The following is a 23,326-nucleotide window of genomic DNA, read 5'->3' as shown; positions in this document are numbered from 1 at the left end:
CCACTGTTCACAATTATTTAATATTTCTTGAAAATGCTTTTATTTTCTCACAATTATGACATTCTTTAATATCCTAAATATCTAATTTCACTATTTTAAATAATGTATTATTATGTTGAAAACTCTCCACACTATCAATGTTAAATAAATTATAGCCATAAGGTATTTAAAATACCTTATGGCTATTTACCATTTTTGCCCATCATGCTTCCGCCTGTTTATAATCTTTATAGAGTGCTATAAGATCATTCTGCATAATTTTTAATATGTTTATGTCTTTACTTATTCTGTAATATACTAGATATCCTTCATACATAGCAAAGGCACGATTTGCAATAATACATGCCCTATCAGAAGAGATTCCAGAAAATTCAAAAACCCTGGTGAATATATCTATCATTTTCTTCATAGATTTAAAATAATATTCTGCCATATCGGGTTGAGAAAAAGCAGCCTCCAATCCTAATACAGCAAAAGGACATCCAAAATGTTTATTATTCTTTGCTGCTTCAATCATTTGTTCTAATAAATCTGTTACAAAATCTTCCCATACTTTCCCTTCAGCAGCTTTTGATATCCATTTTTCTATGTTTTTTTCAAAATAAGTTGAAACACTAATTGCCAGGTCCTTTTTACTTGAAAAATGAAAATAAAAAGATCCTTTTGGCAGTCCTGTACGTGTTAAAATATCATTAATTCCAGTGGCATTATATCCATTCTGTAGAAATAACTTTGCGGCACATTTAATTAACTTATTCTTAGATTGTTCCCCTTTTGTGTTTTTAGCCATATCTATTTCTTCCTTTCCAACTATAGAATAAGCTATCTTGTCATGTTTTTCAATAGTAATACCTTTCAATCCCGTGCTATTTCCTCCTTACATACATATATGTTTATATTATCTATATCTTTATTGTACTCTAAATGAAGTTCGTGTATTAGCATTTCCTGCGGTTACATCTACATTTACTTGATATCCAGGTGTAGCTTTTCCTATCTTAATTGGAATAACTGCTCTCCCATTACTTGCAATTGTACCTGTGTATGTACTATCTGTTTTATCATAATGACATACAACTGTGACATTTGTTCCCGGTGTAACACTTGTCCCCGGTAAACCCATAACAGTTAAATTTATTGTAGAATTTTGGATAGGACCATAATTATCTAAAAAAGCAGTTATTTGATTATTAACCAGTTGTTTTGCAGTTGTCTTTCCCGAGTTAATACCATTTTGCAAAGTATTAAGGTCATTCTGTAAAGCTGTAAGAGCATCTTTTAAATTTTGATTCTGAGGCATAGGTATATTGATATAATGAGTACCAGTTGAATTAGCAGTAGTAGAATTTACAGCCGTTACATTGCCACTTACTCGGGGTGGCTGCCAATTTGAAGTAGTAAGTCTTTCAATCTGATCTTTAAAATATGCCTGTTGTGAGCTGTAATCCACATATTGAAATATAAAAAATAAAAGAAAACATATAGCAGCAGCTAAACCATATACAATACCAGCCGGTGGTTTTCGTCTAAAAACTATTGGCTTAGCCAAAACAGATATTAAGAACATACTTAAAAACATAATTCCAGCACCATAAAATATCCACTGAGTTATAGCAATCTCCCCCTTAGAAAGCTAACACTATACTAATAATGAAAAATTATCCCCTGTTGTCAAATAACAGTGTTTTATTGTCATTTGTTCACTCCGTTTTTATTACTTTCATATATTACACGTAAAAAAGAATCAGATTGCAAAGCCTAATTCTTTTTTTATGTTTTCCAGCATTTATTACAATTTTTCGCCGCATTTGCTGCAGTAATTTTCACCTTTATTTAAAATATTGCCACAATGGTTACACTGTTCATTTATTTTTGTGCCACAATAACTACAAAATATATTTTCCCTATTTTGTATAACTCCACACTTATAACATATTATATTATTCTGTTTATACATAAAGTAAATAATTAACCCAACTAGATTTGTCAATAACACTAGTCCTCCCCACAAAGCAGGATTATTTCTTTTAGCATTAGCATCTTTATACACCCATAGCGCCAGACCAATCCAATAGATGATAAATATAAGACTAACTAAAGCTCCCGTAATCTCTAATGTTCTCTCTGCATAAGGTATTGGGGCCGCTGTTCTGATTATAAATATTTTGTTTTTATTACTTCTATTAGCTATATAATTGATCAAGTAAATATCTTTAGAACCTAGATCTCCTTCGTAATAAAATTCTTCATCAATATCATTTTTGAATTTTTCATCATTTTGAATATAATCCTTGTTTAAAAGAATATTTTCTTCTCTAACTATTCTATAAAGTACATTTTTGTTTATATTATCTTGAATATATTTCCTATTTGATTCATATGATGTTAATAATACTTTAGTATTATTGCCTATAAGATTATTATTAACTTTAAAAACAATATTATTATTTTTGTCCAGAATAAATATATTTACTATGTCCTTGGAGTCAGAATTTAATTTCTTTAGCTGAGAATTCACATTACTATTTAATCCTTGTTTTTCAAAAGTATTAGAAAGCTTTTCATAATCAATTGCTACACAAATCTTGTCTCTTGTTAAATAGGCCATTGCAGCAATGCATAAGGTTAAAAGTACGGCCGAAACAATCAAATAAATCCTAGCTGCAATTTTGAAATTTAAACGATTTATAAATTCCTCTAGTTTTTTCATTTTAATACTACCCCCTTACTCAAATTAGGTATAAACGGTATAAAAAGGATTGAAGCTAATGTCTGATAAACTATAATTACAGCTATAAAGTTCACATTAAATAATTTAAAAAATATCTGCATTAAAAATGATAGTAATATAAATATACAGCTTAAAAAAAATATATTTTTTAGCCTTATTTGTCTTTGTTTTTCTTTTAATTCCATACATTTCATATCGATATCTCTATCTAATGTTGCTAGAAGTATTGATGTATCTCTCTTATTTATCTCCTTCATACTTATCACCTACTTCAAATATTTTTCTAAGTTTTACTATACCATTATGAATTCTACTCTTTACAGTTTTAGTTTCAATTTCTAATTTATTTCCAATTTCTTTAAGTGTTAATCCCTCAATATATTTCATTTTTATTGCTAGTTTTTGCCCTTCTGATAAACTTTTTAGTTCCTTTATAATTGCTTCACTATATATTTTGTCTATTACTAAGTTCTCTATGTTTACATTAATATCTTCTATATTTATATTTTCATCTATCCCTACGTCCTGTAAAAATTTTTTTTCCTTTCTTAAATAATCAATATAACAATTTTTAGATATAGTAATTATATACGTTGAAAATTTTGCTTTCCCATAAACATTAAATTTTTCGATATTTTTTATAATCTTTAAAAAGGCCTCTTGGGTTATATCTTCAGCCACCTCTTCATTTTCTGCAATTCTAATAAGAAATTTATATACAAAAGGATGATATTTACTTATAAGCTCCTGAAAAGCTTCCTTATCCCCTACCTGGCACTTTTTAATTAATTTGTTATCATCCATATGTCACCGCCTTTTGAAAAAACAAAGATTACCATGAATCTAAAATTTAGCAGTTTCTACATTTATTTTTTTATTTTCTTAAAAAGTAAATAATTATAAAAGTCCATCCTGCTATAATTCTATAAATTATAAATATACCAAACCCCTTATTTTTTAGATAATCTAATAAAAATTTGATACTTAAGAATCCAATCACAGCAGATGTTAAAATGGCTATAGAAAATGATGGCATATTGCTAATTGGAGTATGTACTAAATCTTTTAGTTTAAGTAATCCAGCTCCTAAGACAATTGGTGTAGAAAGAAGAAATGAAAATCTAGCTGCATCTTCCCTTGAAAGACCAGAAAACAATCCAGTTGTCATAGTGATTCCTGAGCGAGATACTCCAGGTATAATAGCTAAAGCTTGCGATAAGCCTATAAAAAAACTTCTTTTAAAGTCTATATCTTCAACCTTTACCTTACTATTATATTTTCTATTCGCAATGTATAATATTATACCCATTATAATAAGCATAGTACCTATAAGGCCAAGATTTCTAAAGGCAGTTTCAGCTTGTTTTTCAAATAGTTTTCCTATTATAGCTCCAGGTATGGCAGCAATTACTATAAGCCAAAATAATTTACCATCTTTAGACTTTGGATTTGTAATACCGGAATAAATTAAATTAACCCAATCCCTCCAAAAAAACGCGATTACCGCAACAAGGGTTCCAAGATGTAGTGCCACATCAAATGCAAGGCCGGGATCTTCCCATCCAAATACTTGCGGAATAGCTATTAAATGAGCCGAACTAGATATAGGTAAAAATTCCCCTATTCCCTGAATAACACCGTAAATAATTGCTTGTACTATTGACATTTTGATTCCTCCTAAATTCAATTCATGTTCATAACACACTTATAGATTAATTTTGACAGTTTATATTATAAAACTATAAATATTAACCTTGAACATAATATTCCAACTATGATACCTGCTATAATGTCACTTGGGTAATGCACATACAAATATAATCTTGATAAAGCTATCAAAAATGCTATTGCTATAAATGTCAATTTATATTGAGTAAAATACATGGACAACACTTCTGCAGCAGCAAAAGAAGATACAGTATGTCCTGAGGGAAAAGAATAAGATATTGGCTTTCTAATTAAAAGACTAACATTATCTTGCTGATTACAAGGTCTAACTCGTCTTACTATGTGTTTGATTATTCCTTCTCCAACAATTGTACTTACAACCAATGTGAATATTACTATATATCCAATTAACCTATATGGTTTGTCTAATAATAAAGCAACAGCGATGATAATCCAAATAAGCCCTAAGTTCCCCATGGCTGTTATTATGGTCATTAATATGTCTAAATATTTATTTTGTACATACTTCTTAATAGCATATAAGATATAATTATCAAGTTTTTGTATTAAGGACATCATCTTTGTTGTTGCCTCCATTTCTTTTTTCTTTAATAAATGTAACAACTACTGCGGCAATATAAAAAATAATAAATAGAATTAAATGCTAAAAAACTTATTAAGTTTTAATGTAATCTACATTGGTATTTTAATTTTCACTTCTATTAATTACACGATAAATAATAAGTTAAGTTGCAAACCTAACTCCTTATTTACTCAATTTATATTTTTTTTGAATATGTAATAATCAACTGATCAAAAAAGATTACTCCATATGGGGTTATATTTAAATCTATATTTTAAATATAAAAAAGGAACCTTAGCAAAGCTTCAATACAAAAACTATCAATTATTTTAATATTATATGTCACTTAAATTCAGTTATATTTATATTAAATTCAGTTTATATTGACACAGTTATTAAACAATAATACAATGTTATTAAAATGTAATAAAGGAGAGGTGTCACATTTTGGAGAACGATATATTAACCCTTGAACAGGCTATTGACTTTTTAGGAGTCAGCGAAAAAACTTTAATCAAATTATTGCGTGAAGAACATGTTCCTGCAAGAAAAATCGGGCGTGAATGGCGATTTAACAGACAGGCACTGATAAACTGGATTGCGTCTGGAGATTCTATTGATTACATAAATCAAAGTGAACGATACATGATTTCAGAGGATATTCCAGGTGAGCCTACTGCTCTGTTTGACAAAATTGATGAAACTCTAAAAACATTGAAAGAGCACAGCTGCAATATAAAATCAATTCTGAAAGAACTGGACAAAGATATAGAAATTCCTGATAATGCCACACTACGTATCAGTTATAAACAGCAGAGAGAAGTTGAAAAACTGGAGTTTAAAGTATTCTGGTATTTGCGACAAAATTCTAAGTTTGAATCCACTTAGAAATAATATATATCAAAAATTAAAAAATGAAAATTTATGCACTTTAATAGGAAAACTGTACACGATTTTCTATGCATAGTAATAAAAATTTCATTACTTAGTAACCTTTATTAGGATATAAAGCTGAATATGAGGGAGAAGGAAATTTTAATGTGGATATTATTTGCATTTGGTTCAGCATTTTTTGCTGGGATTACAGCTATTTTAGCTAAGATCGGAATAAAAAAAACAGATTCCAATCTGGCAACTGCAATCAGGACTATTGTTATATTGATTTTTTCATGGCTCATGGTTCTTATTGTTGGTTCCCAAAATATGATTTATCAAATAAGTGGACAAAGCTTGCTTTTTTTGATATTGTCAGGATTGGCAACAGGAGCTTCCTGGCTTTGTTATTTTAAAGCTCTTCAGCTTGGAAATGTAAATAAAGTAACACCAATTGATAAATCAAGTACAGTATTGACTATGATTTTGGCTTTTATTTTATTAGATGAAAAGATTACTTGGATAAAATTCATTGGTATGTGTGCTATAGGAGTAGGCACATACATGATGATAGCTAAAAATAAAATGGAAAACGAAGAAATCATAGATAGAAGATGGTTATTTTATGCTGTGTTGTCAGCAATATTTGCAAGCTTGACTTCAATTCTTGGAAAAATAGGAATTATCGGAATCGAATCGAATTTAGGAACTGCAATTAGAACCATTATTGTATTAATTATGGCGTGGATAGTAGTTTTTGTGTCGAAAAAACAAAATGAAATTAAAAACATTGATAAAAGAAGCTTCCTATTTATTTGCTTTTCAGGAATTACAACAGGAGCTTCATGGCTTTGTTATTACAGGGCTCTACAAAAAGGTTTTGCAAGTGTAGTTGTACCTATAGATAAATTAAGTATTGTTATTTCAATTGTATTTTCATATTTTATTTTAAAAGAAAAGCTCACAAAAAAGTCATTTTGTGGATTGATCATAATTGTCATCGGTACTTTATTACTTTTAATAAAATAATTTTAAAAACTCATTGGAATGTGACAATAAATCATATAAACTTACCAGATTCTTTTCATTTCAATAATAATAAATGTTATAATATTATATAATAATTCTACCACAGAAAGGACATGTGAATCTTGTATATAAGTGAGACAAAAGTGATTGTTAGATATGTAGAAACTGACAAAATGGGTATAGTGCATCATTCTAATTATTATATATACTTTGAAGAGGCTAGAACACAATTTATAAAAAATATTGGTATAAGTTATTCAAAAATAGAACAAAACGGCATAATGTTTCCTTTAATTGAAAGCAATTGCAGATACATACAGGGCGCAAAATATGAAGATGAACTAATAATAAAGACCTGGATTAAAGAATTAACACCCGTTAAAGCAAAATTTAGCTATTCAGTTATTAGAGAAAATGAACAAAAAGAAATTGCAAAAGGAAGCACACTGCACACTTTTGTTGATAATAATTTTAAAATAATTAATCTAAAGAAAAAGCATACCGAGTTATTTGAAAAATTACAGTCATTACTATAACGTGAGTTTAAATTATACTTAAAGCCCATAATCATTAAAATTATTAAGACTTTTTATTAAACTCACGTTAACTATATTTCTATATAAATAACAAATTAAATTCCTATTTGTTTATACATATAAATTTCAGTAGCTTTATTAAGCATATCTTCCCAATTTTTAAAAGAGGTTACTTTCCTAATATATCTGTTTAATTTTTTATTTGGAATCTTTTTGAAGTCCTCAGTATTTTTTACTCCAAAGTCACTCTTATTTAATAACTCATCCCAAGTTTTATAAGATGTATACTGCTGCATAAAACTTTCATTAAACAACTTATCAAATGATACATCTAATTTATTTTCTAACTCTTCAATTTCTTTTGCCATATCTTCTAGTGATTTTTGAAATCCGTTAGGCCCTTTTATCTCCATAATTCTTACACTCCTTTCCTATATTACTTCTCATTTACATCGTTTTCTATTATTACCTTTAATAAATTTTCGGGCTTCTTTCATAGCTCCCACGCTGCCAAACATTTTGTTTTGTTTATCTTTTCTCTTTCCAGTTCTTTTGAATTAAGTTCACTGTACCGTAACTCTCTTTGAAGTTTTTTATAGTTTTCCAAACGCGCTATATCAAGATGACCTTCTTCTATAGCCTCTTTAACAGCACATTTAGGTTCACTTTCATGTTGACAATCTGAAAACTTGCACCTTTTAGCTATTTCTTCTATATCACTAAAAGATTTATCTAAATCTGCACTTATTATACCTAATTCTCTCATTCCAGGGGTATCTATTACAACTCCAGCATCAGGAACTAAAATCAATTCCCTGTGAGTAGTAGTGTGCCTGCCTTTATCATCATTTCTTATATCATTTGTTTTTAAGAACTTATTACCTATAAGCTTATTAATAAGAGTAGACTTACCAACGCCTGATGAACCAATAAAAGCTATAGTTTTACCATTTGTAATGTATTTTTTTACAGCTAAATATCCACCTTCTAATACACCACTTGTAACTAGTATGTCTATACCAATGGCAATAGATTCAACTTCTAAAATCTTACTCTCAACATCATTGCATAAATCTGATTTTGTTAATACTACTACCGGTGTTGCCATACTATCCCAAGCAATTGAAATATATCGTTCTAATCTACTGACATTGAAATCCTTATTTAGAGACATACAAATAAAAACTATATCAATATTGGCAGCAACTATCTTCTCTTCAGTCTTTGCTCCTGATACCTTTCTTTTCAGATTTTTAGCCCAGATATAATTTTAATTGATGAACATATTACTTTAACCCATATGCTTAACACTATCATATAATTGCTGAGTTGATATGTCAATTCACTAAAAGTTAAATATACTGTCTCCATTTACATCACCAGGTTTTCACATCAAGTAAATATGTTCTTTTATGAAAAAAATTTCTATTAGTTAATAAAAATTCTGCATAAATAATTGAGTTTTTTATTAAAATATATCTGAATGAGTATAACCATATTATAAGAGGAGGACTGCATAATGAAAAATTCAAAAATTATTAAGATAAAGAAAAATCATGACGGAAAAATCACGGACGTCTTGCTTGAAAATGGTGAAGTACTTCCATTAAATCATGCCATAATGATGGCAAGAGAGCATATAATTGAGGGAGTTGGTGTAGTTAAAGGTATAGATGGATGAGAATATTTAGTAGCAGATCCTGATATTATGGATGTTAAAAATTTAAAGGATTTACCAAAATTTTAACCGCTTTTCACAAGTAATTGAAATAATTTGTCTTTAATTTAGGTAATAAACTGTTTATTCAAAGGAGAAGAATATAAAATTAAAAAAGTATTTCGGAGACAAAAACTATTTATACTTAATTCACAATAAAGGTATTTACTGTAAGCACACTATATATTTATAAAATCCGTTGTAAAAGTAGGTGTAATAATATGATAGTTATATACCATGATGTAGGAGGAGCTCACTCTACATCAGTAGCAGCTAATATACATATTAACAAATTACCAGTGGATAGAATTCCAAATAAAAAGGAATTACTTAGTTTGCCAACTTTTGATAAAATTGAAAAAGATCAAATTGGAAGGTTGATGTATATTGGAGAAGATGAGTTTAATGCAAAAGTCTACACTTTAGCCAGAAAGTATAATCCAAATTTAGTTGTACGTGCCATTGAAGATATGTACTCTATTTTACACGGGAGCAATAATGAACTTCTTATTGTAGATACTAAGCCAACCGTTAATTTCCTTATGAATATAGGTGGATATACTTCAAGAAAATTGCATTGGGTAAACTTTGGTAGACCTATTGTGACCAAAGGAACCCAGCAGGCTTACATGAATATAGTTAATTTGGTTAAGGATGTAAAAGACAATTTAGAAAATAAATATAAAATATGGTAAATTGGGTATAATAATTAATGTGTTAATACTCATAATAATACTTTAATATCTTACTTACTCATTATGTTTTACCTTAATTAATAAAAGCTCTGGAATTGCCAGGGCTTTTATTGAATTATATTGGTTTGTAAAAAATAATCAATTAAGGAGATTAATCTTATAAATATATAATATATTATTTTGCAATATATGTAAATAAATTTAAATAAAAATAGACACCCTAATTGCAATTTAACTTATTTCAACAATGTTAAACCCTTCATGTTTTGCTTTTTTAATTAGCTCCTCACAATCAATATGCATACAATATATTTTGCTCCTTTTATGTTTTGGAATACTTTCACACAATATCCTTAATGATGTATGAATGTTCCCTTCATAATCAGCCAAACAGGTATCTTGGTAAAATTCATCAATTTCATATTCATTAATAATATTCGAAACATTTTTACAATCACCACTATACCAAATCAATTTACCTTTTACATACAATAAATAACCAAAACAATTTAACGTTTCTATATGTTCTACTTTTATTGGCCTAATATCACCAAATTCACTAAAAGTATTTGTATCAACATCTATATAATTGAATTTATAATCTTGTCCTTCCATATGTCCTTGTATTTTCAATAAATTATATAAATCATTATTAGGAAAATAAACATTGCTCACTATTTGCTTCATATATCTGGTATAATAAATTAAACTACTTAAACTACCTACATGGTCTGAATCAAGGTGAGTAATTAACACATGAACATCTCTAATATCTTCTAACAAGTTTTCACTAACTATTTTTTCAAAAACACTTTCCCCACAATCCAGTAGTATTAATTTATTATTTTCTTTTATATAAGCCGAATTATTTCCTTCTTTTATATTAAATGCCGAACCTCTTCCCAAAAAATTCAATGTCATAATCTCTACTCCTCCATAATACTTTTAACATCTCAAATCAAATGTATGTAATGTTTTAAATATTAAACTTAGTCTGCCCACACTAAGTGCACTTTAATCTCTTTGACACATCGATAATATTAAGCTCAAAAGATATATTATTAACTTCACATTTGCCTCAATTGCAACTTTCATAAGAATAAACATTTATTCATTAAAAGGATATTATAAATATTCTAAAAAAGCATATACAGGATGGGAAATTATTTGATACAATAGCTATGAGAATAAAGAAGTAAAAATATCTTTATATAACGTAGATATTAAAAAATTAATATAATAGGGGCTGATAAAAATGAAGAAAGTTAAAACATATCAAGCATGGGAAGGAGATATAAACGACTATCTAGAAGTTGGAGATTTAGTTGATTTTCAAATGATTGCTTACTTCCTTCGTTCATTACCTGTAGTATGTGAAAATGATATAATCCAGGTAATGCAACCTATTAAAGTATATATTGACGGAAAAAGAGAATGTGTATATCCAACATTCATGCAAACTGAAGAAGGTTGGACATATGCTGGAAATTGCTTAAAAGGTGAAACGAAAAATATAGAAATATAGACTAGAACCCTCTATATCCCTTTTTTATTAATTATCATATATGGCATAAAATATAAATTCAACTAACAAATGGCTGAAAAAACTCCTTCAAATGGCCTCGCTACATATTTAAGAGCTTTTAAGGATTCGCTGTGTGTTTGTAATTTATATATTTAGGGATAAGTTATTACCTAATAAACTACAAATAATTGGTTTTTGGGTGTATTACAATAATATAAAATAAGTTTGTGGTTTATACTATAAAGTATAACTAATTTATCTAATTTTAAATTTACCAATTATGGGATTACTTTATTACAACAAAAATGTTATAATTGAACGCTAAATTAACTATTTCCTTGCTTTCCCAGAAATATGTTCAACACTAATTTTTATTACTTTAGTTGCTTTACTTGAGTTTTTAATATATTCTTTTCCTTTTTCAATATAATCTGGCGAATATTTATTCAATATTTCTAAAAGAGCTCTATTTTTTTCACCATCAAAAGCTTCAACTGCCCTTCCAAATACAACTACACTTTCATATTTTGTACTAAATTTATCAGGTAGAATACAAGTTTGCCCAACTACACAAAAAGATACTTTACTGTTATTTAATATATTATCTAATTTATGTCCCTTAACGGCACAATGAAAATATATTGAATTATTTAAAAAAACATAACTTACTGGCACACCATAAGGATAGCTATTTTGGCTTACAGTTGATAGAATACCATAACTGTTATTTTTTAAAATTTCAATAACTTCATCATTTTTGAGTTCTCTGTCTTTTCTTCGCATTTCCCTAAACATAATAATCACTCCATATCGTTTTTAAAATTCATCTTAGAATACCATTCATCAAATACAGCTAAGGCACTAGGTAAGTACAACCTCAAAGAAATTTTAAAAAAATCATTCATTAACTTTACACCTTCTTAACAGTTCTTTAGCATTCTAATAGTATCATTTATATAACAAACTATAATACTATAAGTATACTATTATTTTCTACATTTACAACTCTCAAAAACTACAGATTTTTGTTTCATCTACATATATTGACCAGAAGCTATCATCCACTTCTTATAGTGGTAGTAGTTCACTATTTATCAAAAATTAAAGTAATCACTATTAATAAAGGGGTTAATCGTAATGGACAAATTTTCAGTTAAAAATGATAGAAGAAGGTATTTCCGTATAGATTTAGACACACCACTATGTACCGAAATGACTATCGTAGAAATTAACAGTAAAAAGATTAAATCTGGCATAACTAATGTTTGTGTTTCAAATATAGGTGCTGGTGGTTTATCTTTCACCTCACCTCTTGATTTCCCTATGGGAAAAGAAATACTCTTTAGATTTAATACAACAATATTTAAAGAATCTATTTATTTCATTGGTAATATTATAAGGAATAAAAAAATCAAAGATGACCTATATAAGTATGGAGTACATTTTATACTTGATGATCAAATAGAAACTAAGTATATAAGAATATTAAATAGGCTATCAATTGCACTGAAAAAGAATCCGAAAAATGTTGAGTATAGCACATGTACAAGAAATAAATGCCGATATGCAGACACATAGCGTAATGGTAATCAGTAAGCTTTTATAAACTAAATATATTTATAAAATTAATTAGAAATGATGTGAATGTACGTTAAGAAGTATTAAATATCAATAGAATATTATAGCATATCTTAAATTATTGTCATTTTACAATGATTAATAAGATTTTAAATTTTTTGTCCTAAATATCTACAGGCAAATTAATTTTGTTTATATGTTTTCTCTACGAATTTTAATCCTTCTATTATCCTTTGTTTTGAGAAATTACACTTAATAAGTTTATTTTCATCCCATTCATTGATCTCATTATAGAAGAATAATGCTATCTCATAACATCGTTTTGACTTATGAGATTTTACTTCTTCAATTATTCTATTCTCAGCTTCATTAAGTTTTCCTTCATGCATATCTTTTCTAATCATAATTTCTAATAACCCATCTTCTGAAATAGTTACATTATTATTATCTAATTTTATATTACTTTTTACAGCATCTCTTCCAGCCGAAATAGCAACTAACATTTGCCCAATTGACGTTATCAATCTTTTTATATAATCTTCCTCATACATTTATAAATTACGCCACCCTTTAAATTTACTTTTATACGTTAGCTTATAAGTAAATTATAACATTATGTGACTATATATTGTTGACTTATAGTAAATCACATGTTGAAATAATATTAGAATTATTCATTACACCCTTATTTTCATTAAAAAACGTGAAAAAAGTGCTTAAAATATTCCATTAATTTAAGAAATATCATAAACACTTTTTTATATATATTTTTATTCCTATTTGGTTAAACCATTGATATATCTAGTCTCAAGTCTATTCCCACTCTATAGTTGAAGGAGGTTTTGAAGTTACATCGTAAACAATCCTATTAACTCCTTTAACTTCGTTAACTATTCTTCTTGAAACTTTGTCTAAAACCTCATAAGGTACCCTAGCCCAGTCACAAGTCATTGCATCTGTGGAGTATTTTCAATACCTGCAATGTTTTTATCTTTCGATATGTTTTGTGGCATACCTTCAAAACCACTTTTCAAATCCCTTCGATACATCATAAAAAGCATTTATGACGTTTTTCTAAATTTATTATAAATTTAACTCTTTATCTAGTCAACATTTTTACGGAAATTCCAGAGATTTAGCACCTAAATTCCAGTAAAAAAATTTACTTTTACTGAAACTATATTTTATTACACTTAATTAAATAAAATAGTATTACCATTCACCAGCTAATCTAATTTGAATATTACCTACAATACTACTATCAACATCTGAAATAGCTGTAACTGTCAAATATTGATTCCCACTACCTTTAACATTCTTAATACTAAAATTATTCCCATCTATAATATTATTAATATAATAAGTAGAATCACAACCTGAAAAACTAAATGTAAATGTATCTGATTGTTTTAAATTATTTTCATAAGCATATACAGAAATATTTGTAGTATCGCCTTGTAATAATTTTATTTGTTTTGTAACTTCTCCAATATCATCATAATCTGTTGAGGATTTAACTGTTTTTGCTACTACAGCATTGATTGTTACTGGTATTACTTTTGTACATATCTGTGAATCTCCTTCAAATGTTACTTTTATATTACAAATACCTTGAGAAATACCACTTACAATTCCATTGGAATTTACAATGGCTACAGATGTATTATCACTAGAATATGTAATTATAGGATTACTTAAAATATTGCCATCCCTTGTTATCGTCGTTGTTATTTGCTGAGTGATTGCTACATTAATATTGATGTTTTTAGGAATAGAGACCATAACATAATTATAAAACTTACCTCCTCCTGTTATTTCATTTTCCATATCGTCAGAGGGAGATATTTGATCTTGTTCAGCAGTAAATTTTATTAATCCTTCTACGCTAAGATCGCATCCAACAATTCTCCATACTGCCCCCATCTTTATAAATGTATGGTTGATTTTAATTCTACTTGTTATTCCGTTTAATGGAACTGTTACAATAATAGTTCCTCCTGGTAATATTATTGTTTTAGAATAGTTGACATCAAACATTTTTGTTTCTATATATCCTGTAACAACATTTATAGAGCCACCTATATTAAAATTAATATTGTATGGGCATTTCCTTATAACATATACATTATAAACATCGTTAATATTTTCATTCTTATTGATAATTAGATACTTCATATTGTTATACTCTATTATATCACCTTGTTTTATATTTGTAGCAGTTATAAAACATTTTGTATCTACTGAATTTTTGTCTTCTATTTCCTTAAAAATACCTACAATATTAATACCATTTACTACACAGGTCTTTCCCATTCTTTTTATTGCAACATTGTAAAAATTTAATAATGTATTCATTCTATCACCTACTTGATTTAAATAGCATAAAAACATTGGAGTTACCATCTTCATCATCTGGATCGGGCAATGTCGCAATTCTATCTTTAATTTTTTGAATTCTACTTTCTAACAGTTTGTAACATTCTGCTACACTTAATTGAGTTGTTGGATTTTCTATCTTTCGCATTAAGTCAATATCGTTGCCTACTGCTTCTAATATATCTATAATGGCAAACAATAAATTCCTTTGCATTTCTTTTTTAATATATGTATCCATAGGATCTAAATTATTTTCTTCTAAATACATAGAATATTCTTCATCTTTAAAGTAATCTTTGTGATTTAATTCAACTTTTAACCTTTCTAACACTGTCATTTATATCTCTTCCTTTCTTAAATTTTGGACACCTTATTTGCATAAATAATACTGCAAGTAACCTTCCCCTACAAAATTTGGTACATCATCCAATTCAAATTTAACATGATTTATCTGAAAATCTTTTAGTTCAAATTCTATAAGTCCGTTACCCGCACCTATCGATATATAGTCATTAGAATAATTTATATATAATTTTAATCTACCAGAAGCACTATAAACTTTTAAATATTCATAATTATCACAGTCGAATTCATGAATTTTAGTGTCATCATTGATGTTAAAATTGATCATGCCATTGCTTGTTTTTATTTTGCTATATTTTACACTTCCCATTGTATTACTTCCTTTCTTATTTTTAGATATAAAAAAGACATTCATTTAAATTATGAATGCCTTTATTAGTTATCTCATTCCTTCTATGCTTATAATCCTATATTTAGAAACTCTTTTTGAATTAATAACAATTGCTTCAAAATGCCAAGTACCATATTCCTCTAAATTAGCCACATTAGCAAATGTACTATCTATTTGATTACCATTTTCATCATATAAATTAACATTAACCTGAACATAGCTATATGGTCTATTTGATAAATTTTTAATAGTTCCACAAACATAATCATTTTCAGGATAATTATTTTCTAATTCTAACATACCATCATAAGATGTTAATTTTGTAGAAGTGTTTTTGGTTACTTGTGTTGAAGTATCTTCATTTTTTTCTTCTTCTGATTTTGGAAAAATTTTTTCATATAATCTCAATCTTAAATCAACCACAGCTTTATTATCAGGATATTCTGAATATAATCTATCAATAGAATGTTGCATTTTATCAGATGTTTCTTTATTATCTGCATTTCCATTTAAATATTCTTCAACTTTTCCCATTATAAAATTACTTAAATCATTTTTAACAAGTTTATCATCTTTATATTTATTTATAAAAATATCTACTTTTAAAAAATCATCATAACTAAAATCTGATTCTGAAGTAATAATTTTTTTTACATCTTCTACTCCATTTTTAATGGCTTCTTCTTCTTGTTGCTGTTTTTTTAATTTATCATTAACTATCTTTTTATTAAAAACATTTTTCTCCATTACAAATTCAACCCCATAATATCCTCCAACAAATAATACACACATACCTATAATTAATCCTATAATTATATTACTCTTTTTCTTCATGCTATATCCCCTTATATTTTCTTTATGTTCACACTTTATTAACACAAATCTAATATTCTACAAAATATTATAAAATCCTTCTAAAATATTAATTTTTTTCTCTAAATAACCATAATAGGATAATATTAAGACAACAAAATGCCCTCAAACGGGTTAACGGGGTACGTTTAGAGGTATTTTAGTGTGAAAAACTCAATTTTTGCTGTGGGTAAAAATTGTACTAACTACAACAAAATTAACTAAAAAGGGGTAATTGCTTCTTTTAATGCCCTTGTAACTTTATACATTTGCAATAAAATCTCTAAATGATAGTTAAACTCAATTGATATCACAACTTCGCTAAATAAGATAATTTAGCGATCTTGTAAATATCATATAAAATTCTCTAACCCATTGGTATACCTACATTTATACAACTTCGTATTTTAATTATCTATAAATTACTATTGAGAATATGAAAAATTGGTAATTATTTTACCTTTTATTACTATATATTGCATTAATTATACTATGATATACATTTATTGTAATTGTATAAAGTTTCATTAATATTGCATATTATGTATATTATATCATTAGGTAAAATTTTCAAGTATGTTTTTATTTTTTAATAATTATAATGACATCCTTAAGTTTGGAGATTTAATTTTTTTTAAAAATTTTGTGTGTTATAAAAAAGAAACTGACTACTCAGTACAACTCTATATTATGTTAACTAATTCTCAAATATCAGTTAACAATCTTTCCATCCAAATTATCATCCCTACTATCACCATCATTAACGTCTTCCTCTTTCAACCTGTTCAACTCTTGTGTAGTATCTACAATTACTGGAGAACGCTCTATAATACTCATTCTACTAATAGCACCCATATCATACTGTATCTTTAACTGCTGTAAAAGATCCTCGTTGTTTACTGGTCTACTATAGTTGAATTGTACACTTACATAATCATCATTATTAAACATTATGCCCTTCAATTCTAACAATTTATCAAATATATTGAACCTCTTTCTTAACCCCTTCCTAACATATTTCTCTTGTATCATAGAATATACGTCTGCTAATTGATAAAGTAATTTCAGAGATACTTCTGACACATTTGCTACATTACTATTCCCACCAACAATACTTGGCATATGTGCTACCATGTTCAATTTTTGTTCTATTTTATCTAAATACATTTTTATAGTATTATAATCCATTAATGCATTTATATATTTCATATCTGATCCAAACTCTAAACTTAAACCAAATCCAACAACATCCTTGTCTATCTCACCTTCTATTTGTTGTCCTGTGACTACAGGCAATGGAGATAAAGACAAAGTGTATATTGAATCTCCTAACTTAGACAATAAATCCTCTACCTCATCTAAAATGGGTTTTATATCTTCTAACAAAGATACTCCAAAATTAGGATCAATATCATTCTTGTTATGGTAATGAATTGGTAATCCACTTAAATTATTACTGCTACTAACCATAATTAAATTACCATTTTCATTATTCCACTGTTCTACTCTGTCTGTGTAATATATAGTAAAATACTCTATGTTGCTATCAATATTCTTATATGTACTTGTCCAATGCTCTATAAGTGCTATATATTCATTGTTATTACTGTACACTGGATAAGCATCTGCGTTATCAATTAATTTACTACATATATTCTTACCTTTATCTAAATATACATATTCATAAGCATCTCCATATTTACCTATGCTGTCAATTATATCAAAATCAATCTCATTGTAATCTGCACTTCTATATATATTCTGGTATTCTTTAACTTTATTTTCACTACCTGTCAAAGATAATGGTTTACCTAACAAATATGTACCATGGAAATTTAAAATTGTCTTTGCTTCCTGTATGATAAGTTTTTTAGTTTTATATTCCTCTCCTTTAAATTGTATGTCAGGTTTTTTCAGTATTTTATGCTCTCCCGCCAAATAGCTTTTATTACTCACTACTTTGCTTATTCTGCTTAAATTATAGCTTTGCTTTACTTCCTCGCAAAACCATGTCTTACTACCATTATAATTACGATTTATATATTCTTCTATGTCCACTTAATCAATCCTTTCCTACCACTTGTACATAAAACCATGTTTTAAACTATGTAAACTTAATGAGGCAGCCATCAAACAATCATCGTGATGACCTTGTACTGCTCCCATGCTTCCATTTTCTTTAATCTCAAAAAATTGCATTTCTTCCAACAACCTTCTTGAATTAATCTGTACTTGTCCAGTGTCAAACATTTCAATAAAATTATTTATAATTTGGCCTTTTGTTTTTCCATTGGTATCAAATCCTAATTTATATACAACTTTTTTATATTCGTTAAACATTTTTTGCTTATACATATTCATATATCTATAATAATTTCTTAGATTTTCTATAACCGATAACCCTCCACTTGCTGTTTCTATATTCAATAAAGCTTTATTATAATAAAGTCCTAACGTATTTATAATTTCTGCCATCTTATAGGGTTTTAATTTATTATTATAAAATTCTGCAATCTGTTCGCCATCCTGATTAAATATTTCACAGGCACAATAATCCCTGCCAACACCTTCGGACATATCTATTCCTATGTATATTTTGTCTGTTGATTTTTTAATCTTATAAATAAAAAAAGATTTACCGTAATATTGTTTCAACAACACTGGTAAATCCGTTATATTATCTTTTGGTATATAATTATTTTTAGGAATAGCAATTGCAACTTCAGTTACTCTTTTAGTATCAAAAAGATTACTACCTGTTAAAAGAAATGCCTCCGTATCATTCGCTGGTCTATCTTGGTGAAATAAATCTACACCACATTGCATTATTTCTAATCTTCTCCACATCAACTGATCCAATTCTGCTCCCATTTTAAGTAAATTCTGCTCTTCTGCATCTAATTCATTCTCAGTTAATGACTTGCCATTATTTCTAGCTTTAAACCTTTCTACAGAATTCTTATAATCCTTTTCAAACAATTCCCTTCCATTTATCCAATTAAAAAAGAATGGTTTAAAATCACTTTCAAAGTTTTTTGACTTAAACCACAAATCACTAAAAAAATTGAAACCGTTTGCTGTACTCTCAATAATGATAAATCCATCAGCTACAACTGTTTTTTGTATAGAACTTAATTGTTTTTGAGGATTTGACCATCTTGAAAACTCTGATAAATGAACAATTATATTTGTTGCACCAACGATTTCTTTTCGTCCTTCACAACAACAAGTAATCTTACTCCCGTTATCCATTTTTATTTGTTGACGGTTATATGCTTTATTTTCAGGTCTTAACCAGTCAGGTAAATTATCGTACATTATTTTTAACTTGTCAAAAATTTCTGTAGCTGATTTTTGTTCTGCCGACATAAGCAAACAATTACTGTAAGGTTTGATTATACACTTTCTTATACTCAAAGCACAAATAACAAGAGAAAAGCCCAATTGTCTTGATTTTAAAATTATATTATATTTTGACATATTTTCTACAAACTCTCTCTGTTGCTGTGTAAGTATAAATGGGACTATATTACTATCTTTATCTGCAATTTTTATAAATGATTCTATCCATTCAGCCTCATGTCCATCCTGCCATAAATACTGAAGTTTGAGAGCATTCTCTTTATTTATCCCCACTACTTGCCACCCTTTCCTAGACCTGGAATATGGATTCCACTTAAATAATTATTAATTTCATCCTCACTTCCCCCAAAAAAATCAGATTTAAAAAACTCCTCACACCACTTGGCACTACTTACATCGCCTTTATTAACAGCTTTTTTATACATACTGTTGTAAATATCTAACATCTTTAATGTTTTAGAACTCTTTAGATATGCCTTTATTGCTTCTTGAACATCACTTTTAAGCAGCCAATCAGACATAACAGTTTCATATTCTACCCCACAGTTATGTTTAATCTCTTTATTATAACTTTCTTCACTCCTATCTGAATCTACATACCACTTAACAAAATACGATAATTTTTGGCTATTACTATTTAGCATCTTTTTTATTTCAGCAGGTACACTTTTTTTCATTTTATCAATCCTTTCTTTATTAATTTTTTGCATTAAAAAAGAACCTATATTTGCTATAAGTTCTTTTAATCAGTCGCCCATTCCTTAGAAATATCTCCAATTTTATATTTTTCTTTTTCTTCTTCGTTAGTCCAATTTTTTATTAATTCAATATCATCTAAAAGATTTAATTTAATTTTTGATGGACTTAAATAAAATACATACATATATTTTTTTAAAATGTCATTTAATTTAACTATAACATATTGCTTAGTGTTATTTTTATGTAATTCAATCTGTTGCTTTTCATAAAATCTTTCATTGATATAAAAATTATATGACGTTCCTCTTAATATATAATTTAATATTCCTAGAAAATCATACACATTATTATAATTATCATCTATCATTAATAAATTAAAAAGTTCTGTTTTAGTAAGATTATTGATATTTAGATTATAAAAAATATTTGAAAAATTATTACTGAAATTTTGTAGTGATATATCTAACAAAATAGGATCAAATCCTTCATATTCATACGAACATTTTATATACATATTATTAATTTCTTTTAATTGTATTCTATACTTTAAAAACATTTTTCTTATATTGTCTTTAAACCTCTTAATAAAATCTATATGATATATATACTTAGCTATATCTTGTGTTATTTTTCCATTCCTTTTTATATGTTCAATAGTTATTTTTAACCCCCTATCCAATAAAAACTTTTCTATTTTCTTGGTGCAAATATATTTATTATTTTTATTATCATCATGAAATTTTTTACATTTATTATATAAGTACTCAAATTCTTTCATATAACTATTAAAGTTTTTTAATTCATTTTGATCAATCTTGCCATTAATATATAAACTATAAATACGTTTCCCTTTCTTTAATATATTACTAAACTCATCATCATATTCATTCGGAAATGATATTTCAAATTCATTATATTTATTTTGCCACATAGAAAAAATATTTTTACCATAAGGGCATATTTTATTAAAATATACAATCCTATCTAATTTTGCGGGATTTTTTTTAACTATTCTTTCTAATTCATATATTGTCATACCGTACAAATCTTTATTTATTTCAGAAAATTTGTGTATACACCTTGTACCAACTAATAGAACATTATTATTAATTCTATTTAATATAGTAGTTTTATATTCAGATTTTGTATTACCACATAATTCACATGGCTTTTTAATTTTACCCATATATTGTTTTGGAGCCCATTCTTTAGAAGAACTATTTTTCATTTCTTCTACCGCATCTCTAGTTTTAATAAGATTATATACTTCCACATCTATATTTTTTATTTTCCATAAATCCTTTACTTTTATACTTCCTTTAAATAATCTTAAAATTTTTTTTAGATTTTCATTTTCATCACAAATATTGCTTTTTATTATTAAATTTCTTTCCTCCTTGGTCATAAGCACTTTATTTTTTTCACTAGTAGACAATTGTAATCATCTCCTATAAATTTATGATAGGATAATTATACCACAATATATAGTATATAGTTTATATGTTTCCACCATACATTTATATGATTAATTGTATCATTCTATGCATAAATCAAAGAAACTTCCTATAAATTTAATAAGAATATACTACTCTAACTAAATATATCTAATACTGGTTTTATATATCGTTTTTCTACTAGGATTCCTTACCTATTCATAAAATAATCTACCATCTTTTTGTATCATCTCGTTAAAATATCTACATCCATATGGATAATTATAAATATAATATAATTGATCTGTATCCCCAAATGGTGTGCTTTCATTGATCATTTTCATGTTTTTTATTTCTGTATCCAAATCCAATAAACTACTCAATGTGTCATCTTCTACAAATTTATCAAATCCATTCCTAAAGTATCTTCTATTATTATCTACTTCTTGCACTTTGCTTTTATAGTAATGATCCCTTAGATAATTGTATTGAGTTTCAGTTTTATAATATTTTCTTATGTATTTGTAACTTTCTTCCTTTATAAAATTATGCCATGTAAATGGCAATATATAGTATGCTGTTATATTTGCACTGTTAGAACTTACTTGTCCCTTTTTCCCAAACTCTACACTACTAGCCATATTAATTGTTACTATATCTCCAGCATTAAATGTCTTATTGATATTAATGTATTCTCCATAGCACATAGCGTTTCCAATATATAAATTCTCTAAAACTTGGAACCTTAACCACGCATGTGTTTTAAATTCTAGGTGAAACAAATTACTGGCTTTATTCCATCCAGTACCATATTTAGAGTAATGTCTATAATAATCATAATTCAATCCCCAATCTTTAGGGTATACTTCATCCCACTTTAAAATTTCTTCTCCAATACTTTTTTGGATTATGGCTTTGTATTCTTCATCGGGATGGTATTTTGCTTTTGGTTCAAATGTATAATTCATAATAAA

The 23,326-nt window shown here is 27.3% G+C and carries 28 protein-coding genes and 1 pseudogene; 7 read left to right on the top strand and 22 right to left on the bottom strand.

What is annotated here, in order from left to right:
- Positions 1-202: 202 nt before the first annotated feature.
- The 7 genes from BS101_RS03305 to BS101_RS03275 all read right to left on the bottom strand — a co-directional run bounded on the left by BS101_RS03305 (position 203) and on the right by BS101_RS03275 (position 4,996).
- Positions 203-859: a TetR/AcrR family transcriptional regulator gene (locus BS101_RS03305; protein WP_242951387.1), complete on the bottom strand. Its 657-nt coding sequence runs from the start codon at positions 857-859 to the stop codon at positions 203-205.
- Positions 860-910: 51 nt separating this feature from the next.
- Entirely contained in the window at positions 911-1,567 is a 657-nt protein-coding gene (locus BS101_RS03300; RefSeq protein ID WP_207649441.1) for a hypothetical protein, read from the bottom strand.
- Positions 1,568-1,789: 222 nt separating this feature from the next.
- Positions 1,790-2,710 carry a zinc ribbon domain-containing protein gene (locus BS101_RS03295; RefSeq protein WP_073537517.1) on the bottom strand — a complete coding sequence of 307 codons (921 nt, stop codon included), beginning with the start codon at positions 2,708-2,710 and terminating at the stop codon, positions 1,790-1,792.
- Entirely contained in the window at positions 2,707-2,988 is a 282-nt protein-coding gene (locus BS101_RS03290; protein ID WP_073537516.1) for a hypothetical protein, read from the bottom strand. Before BS101_RS03290 ends, BS101_RS03295 begins: the two co-directional genes overlap by 4 nt.
- Entirely contained in the window at positions 2,972-3,535 is a 564-nt protein-coding gene (locus BS101_RS03285; protein WP_073537515.1) for an RNA polymerase sigma factor, read from the bottom strand. Before BS101_RS03285 ends, BS101_RS03290 begins: the two co-directional genes overlap by 17 nt.
- Positions 3,536-3,605: 70 nt before the next feature.
- Positions 3,606-4,397 (bottom strand): undecaprenyl-diphosphatase UppP, encoded by a 792-nt coding sequence (uppP, locus tag BS101_RS03280; RefSeq protein ID WP_073537514.1) that lies wholly within the window; start codon positions 4,395-4,397, stop codon positions 3,606-3,608.
- Positions 4,398-4,462: 65 nt separating this feature from the next.
- Positions 4,463-4,996, bottom strand: coding sequence for a phosphatase PAP2 family protein (locus tag BS101_RS03275; RefSeq protein WP_242951386.1), 534 nt, complete (start codon positions 4,994-4,996; stop codon positions 4,463-4,465).
- Between the two features lie 433 nt (positions 4,997-5,429).
- Between BS101_RS03275 and BS101_RS03270 the strand changes: the two genes are divergently transcribed.
- From BS101_RS03270 to BS101_RS03260, 3 genes are all read left to right on the top strand, one after another.
- Entirely contained in the window at positions 5,430-5,870 is a 441-nt protein-coding gene (locus tag BS101_RS03270; RefSeq protein ID WP_073537512.1) for a helix-turn-helix domain-containing protein, read from the top strand.
- 150 nt (positions 5,871-6,020) lie between these two features.
- Entirely contained in the window at positions 6,021-6,884 is an 864-nt protein-coding gene (locus BS101_RS03265) for an EamA family transporter (RefSeq protein ID WP_073537511.1), read from the top strand.
- A gap of 122 nt (positions 6,885-7,006) precedes the next feature.
- A complete protein-coding gene (locus BS101_RS03260) occupies positions 7,007-7,420 on the top strand; it encodes an acyl-CoA thioesterase (RefSeq protein WP_073537510.1) in 414 nt (137 codons plus the stop codon).
- 95 nt (positions 7,421-7,515) lie between these two features.
- Here the strand turns inward: BS101_RS03260 and BS101_RS03255 are convergent, their stop codons facing one another.
- Positions 7,516-7,833: a hypothetical protein gene (locus tag BS101_RS03255; protein ID WP_073537509.1), complete on the bottom strand. Its 318-nt coding sequence runs from the start codon at positions 7,831-7,833 to the stop codon at positions 7,516-7,518.
- Positions 7,834-7,913: 80 nt separating this feature from the next.
- Positions 7,914-8,684, bottom strand: a complete 771-nt coding sequence (gene rsgA, locus BS101_RS03250; protein ID WP_322977318.1) for a ribosome small subunit-dependent GTPase A — start codon at positions 8,682-8,684, stop codon at positions 7,914-7,916.
- Positions 8,685-8,939: 255 nt separating this feature from the next.
- On the opposite strand from rsgA, the gene BS101_RS03245 reads away from it, so the two are divergent.
- Together BS101_RS03245 and BS101_RS03240 are read left to right on the top strand one after the other, a co-directional pair.
- Entirely contained in the window at positions 8,940-9,101 is a 162-nt protein-coding gene (locus BS101_RS03245; RefSeq protein ID WP_242951385.1) for a DUF3892 domain-containing protein, read from the top strand.
- A gap of 257 nt (positions 9,102-9,358) precedes the next feature.
- Positions 9,359-9,832 carry a DUF3189 family protein gene (locus BS101_RS03240; protein ID WP_073537506.1) on the top strand — a complete coding sequence of 158 codons (474 nt, stop codon included), beginning with the start codon at positions 9,359-9,361 and terminating at the stop codon, positions 9,830-9,832.
- A 231-nt stretch (positions 9,833-10,063) separates the two neighbouring features.
- On the opposite strand, the gene BS101_RS03235 is transcribed toward BS101_RS03240, so the two are convergent.
- Complete coding sequence (locus tag BS101_RS03235; protein WP_073537505.1) at positions 10,064-10,753, bottom strand: MBL fold metallo-hydrolase; 690 nt, start codon at positions 10,751-10,753, stop codon at positions 10,064-10,066.
- A gap of 334 nt (positions 10,754-11,087) precedes the next feature.
- On the opposite strand from BS101_RS03235, the gene BS101_RS03230 reads away from it, so the two are divergent.
- Entirely contained in the window at positions 11,088-11,357 is a 270-nt protein-coding gene (locus tag BS101_RS03230; protein WP_073537504.1) for a hypothetical protein, read from the top strand.
- A gap of 330 nt (positions 11,358-11,687) precedes the next feature.
- Here the strand turns inward: BS101_RS03230 and BS101_RS03225 are convergent, their stop codons facing one another.
- On the bottom strand, positions 11,688-12,152 hold the full coding sequence (locus BS101_RS03225) for a pyridoxamine 5'-phosphate oxidase family protein (protein WP_073537503.1): 465 nt from the start codon (positions 12,150-12,152) through the stop codon (positions 11,688-11,690).
- A 342-nt stretch (positions 12,153-12,494) separates the two neighbouring features.
- Between BS101_RS03225 and BS101_RS03220 the strand changes: the two genes are divergently transcribed.
- Positions 12,495-12,935, top strand: a complete 441-nt coding sequence (locus tag BS101_RS03220) for a PilZ domain-containing protein (protein WP_073537502.1) — start codon at positions 12,495-12,497, stop codon at positions 12,933-12,935.
- Positions 12,936-13,117: 182 nt separating this feature from the next.
- Here BS101_RS03220 and BS101_RS03215 read toward each other — a convergent pair whose 3' ends face one another.
- The 11 genes and pseudogenes from BS101_RS03215 to BS101_RS03165 all read right to left on the bottom strand — a co-directional run bounded on the left by BS101_RS03215 (position 13,118) and on the right by BS101_RS03165 (position 23,320).
- Positions 13,118-13,486 (bottom strand): DUF6483 family protein, encoded by a 369-nt coding sequence (locus tag BS101_RS03215; RefSeq protein WP_073537501.1) that lies wholly within the window; start codon positions 13,484-13,486, stop codon positions 13,118-13,120.
- Positions 13,487-13,748: 262 nt separating this feature from the next.
- Positions 13,749-13,898 (bottom strand): annotated as a pseudogene (locus BS101_RS03210) (hypothetical protein); the annotation flags it as partial.
- A gap of 249 nt (positions 13,899-14,147) precedes the next feature.
- The gene (locus tag BS101_RS03205) at positions 14,148-15,290 is read right to left on the bottom strand and encodes an Ig-like domain-containing protein (RefSeq protein WP_073541076.1); all 1,143 of its coding nucleotides are present in this window, start codon (positions 15,288-15,290) and stop codon (positions 14,148-14,150) included.
- A 4-nt stretch (positions 15,291-15,294) separates the two neighbouring features.
- The gene (locus BS101_RS03200; protein WP_073537500.1) at positions 15,295-15,648 is read right to left on the bottom strand and encodes a hypothetical protein; all 354 of its coding nucleotides are present in this window, start codon (positions 15,646-15,648) and stop codon (positions 15,295-15,297) included.
- A 33-nt stretch (positions 15,649-15,681) separates the two neighbouring features.
- Positions 15,682-15,984, bottom strand: a complete 303-nt coding sequence (locus BS101_RS03195) for a hypothetical protein (protein WP_073537499.1) — start codon at positions 15,982-15,984, stop codon at positions 15,682-15,684.
- A 69-nt stretch (positions 15,985-16,053) separates the two neighbouring features.
- Positions 16,054-16,839, bottom strand: a complete 786-nt coding sequence (locus BS101_RS03190) for an FxLYD domain-containing protein (RefSeq protein ID WP_073537498.1) — start codon at positions 16,837-16,839, stop codon at positions 16,054-16,056.
- A gap of 729 nt (positions 16,840-17,568) precedes the next feature.
- Positions 17,569-18,915 carry a phage portal protein gene (locus BS101_RS03185; RefSeq protein ID WP_073537497.1) on the bottom strand — a complete coding sequence of 449 codons (1,347 nt, stop codon included), beginning with the start codon at positions 18,913-18,915 and terminating at the stop codon, positions 17,569-17,571.
- A gap of 15 nt (positions 18,916-18,930) precedes the next feature.
- Positions 18,931-20,493, bottom strand: coding sequence for a terminase large subunit domain-containing protein (locus BS101_RS03180; RefSeq protein ID WP_073537496.1), 1,563 nt, complete (start codon positions 20,491-20,493; stop codon positions 18,931-18,933).
- Complete coding sequence (locus BS101_RS03175) at positions 20,493-20,930, bottom strand: hypothetical protein (protein ID WP_242951384.1); 438 nt, start codon at positions 20,928-20,930, stop codon at positions 20,493-20,495. The genes BS101_RS03180 and BS101_RS03175 overlap by 1 nt, the downstream gene beginning before the upstream one ends.
- 32 nt (positions 20,931-20,962) lie before the next feature.
- Positions 20,963-22,354, bottom strand: a complete 1,392-nt coding sequence (locus BS101_RS03170; RefSeq protein ID WP_073537495.1) for a hypothetical protein — start codon at positions 22,352-22,354, stop codon at positions 20,963-20,965.
- Positions 22,355-22,567: 213 nt separating this feature from the next.
- Positions 22,568-23,320: a hypothetical protein gene (locus BS101_RS03165; RefSeq protein WP_242951383.1), complete on the bottom strand. Its 753-nt coding sequence runs from the start codon at positions 23,318-23,320 to the stop codon at positions 22,568-22,570.
- Positions 23,321-23,326: the final 6 nt, after the last annotated feature.

It is taken from the genome of Clostridium kluyveri (genome assembly GCF_001902295.1).
Lineage (GTDB): Bacteria > Bacillota > Clostridia > Clostridiales > Clostridiaceae > Clostridium_B > Clostridium_B kluyveri_B.
Note: the sequence above shows the minus strand (reverse complement) of the source record. Positions and strands in the feature narration are given on the sequence as shown.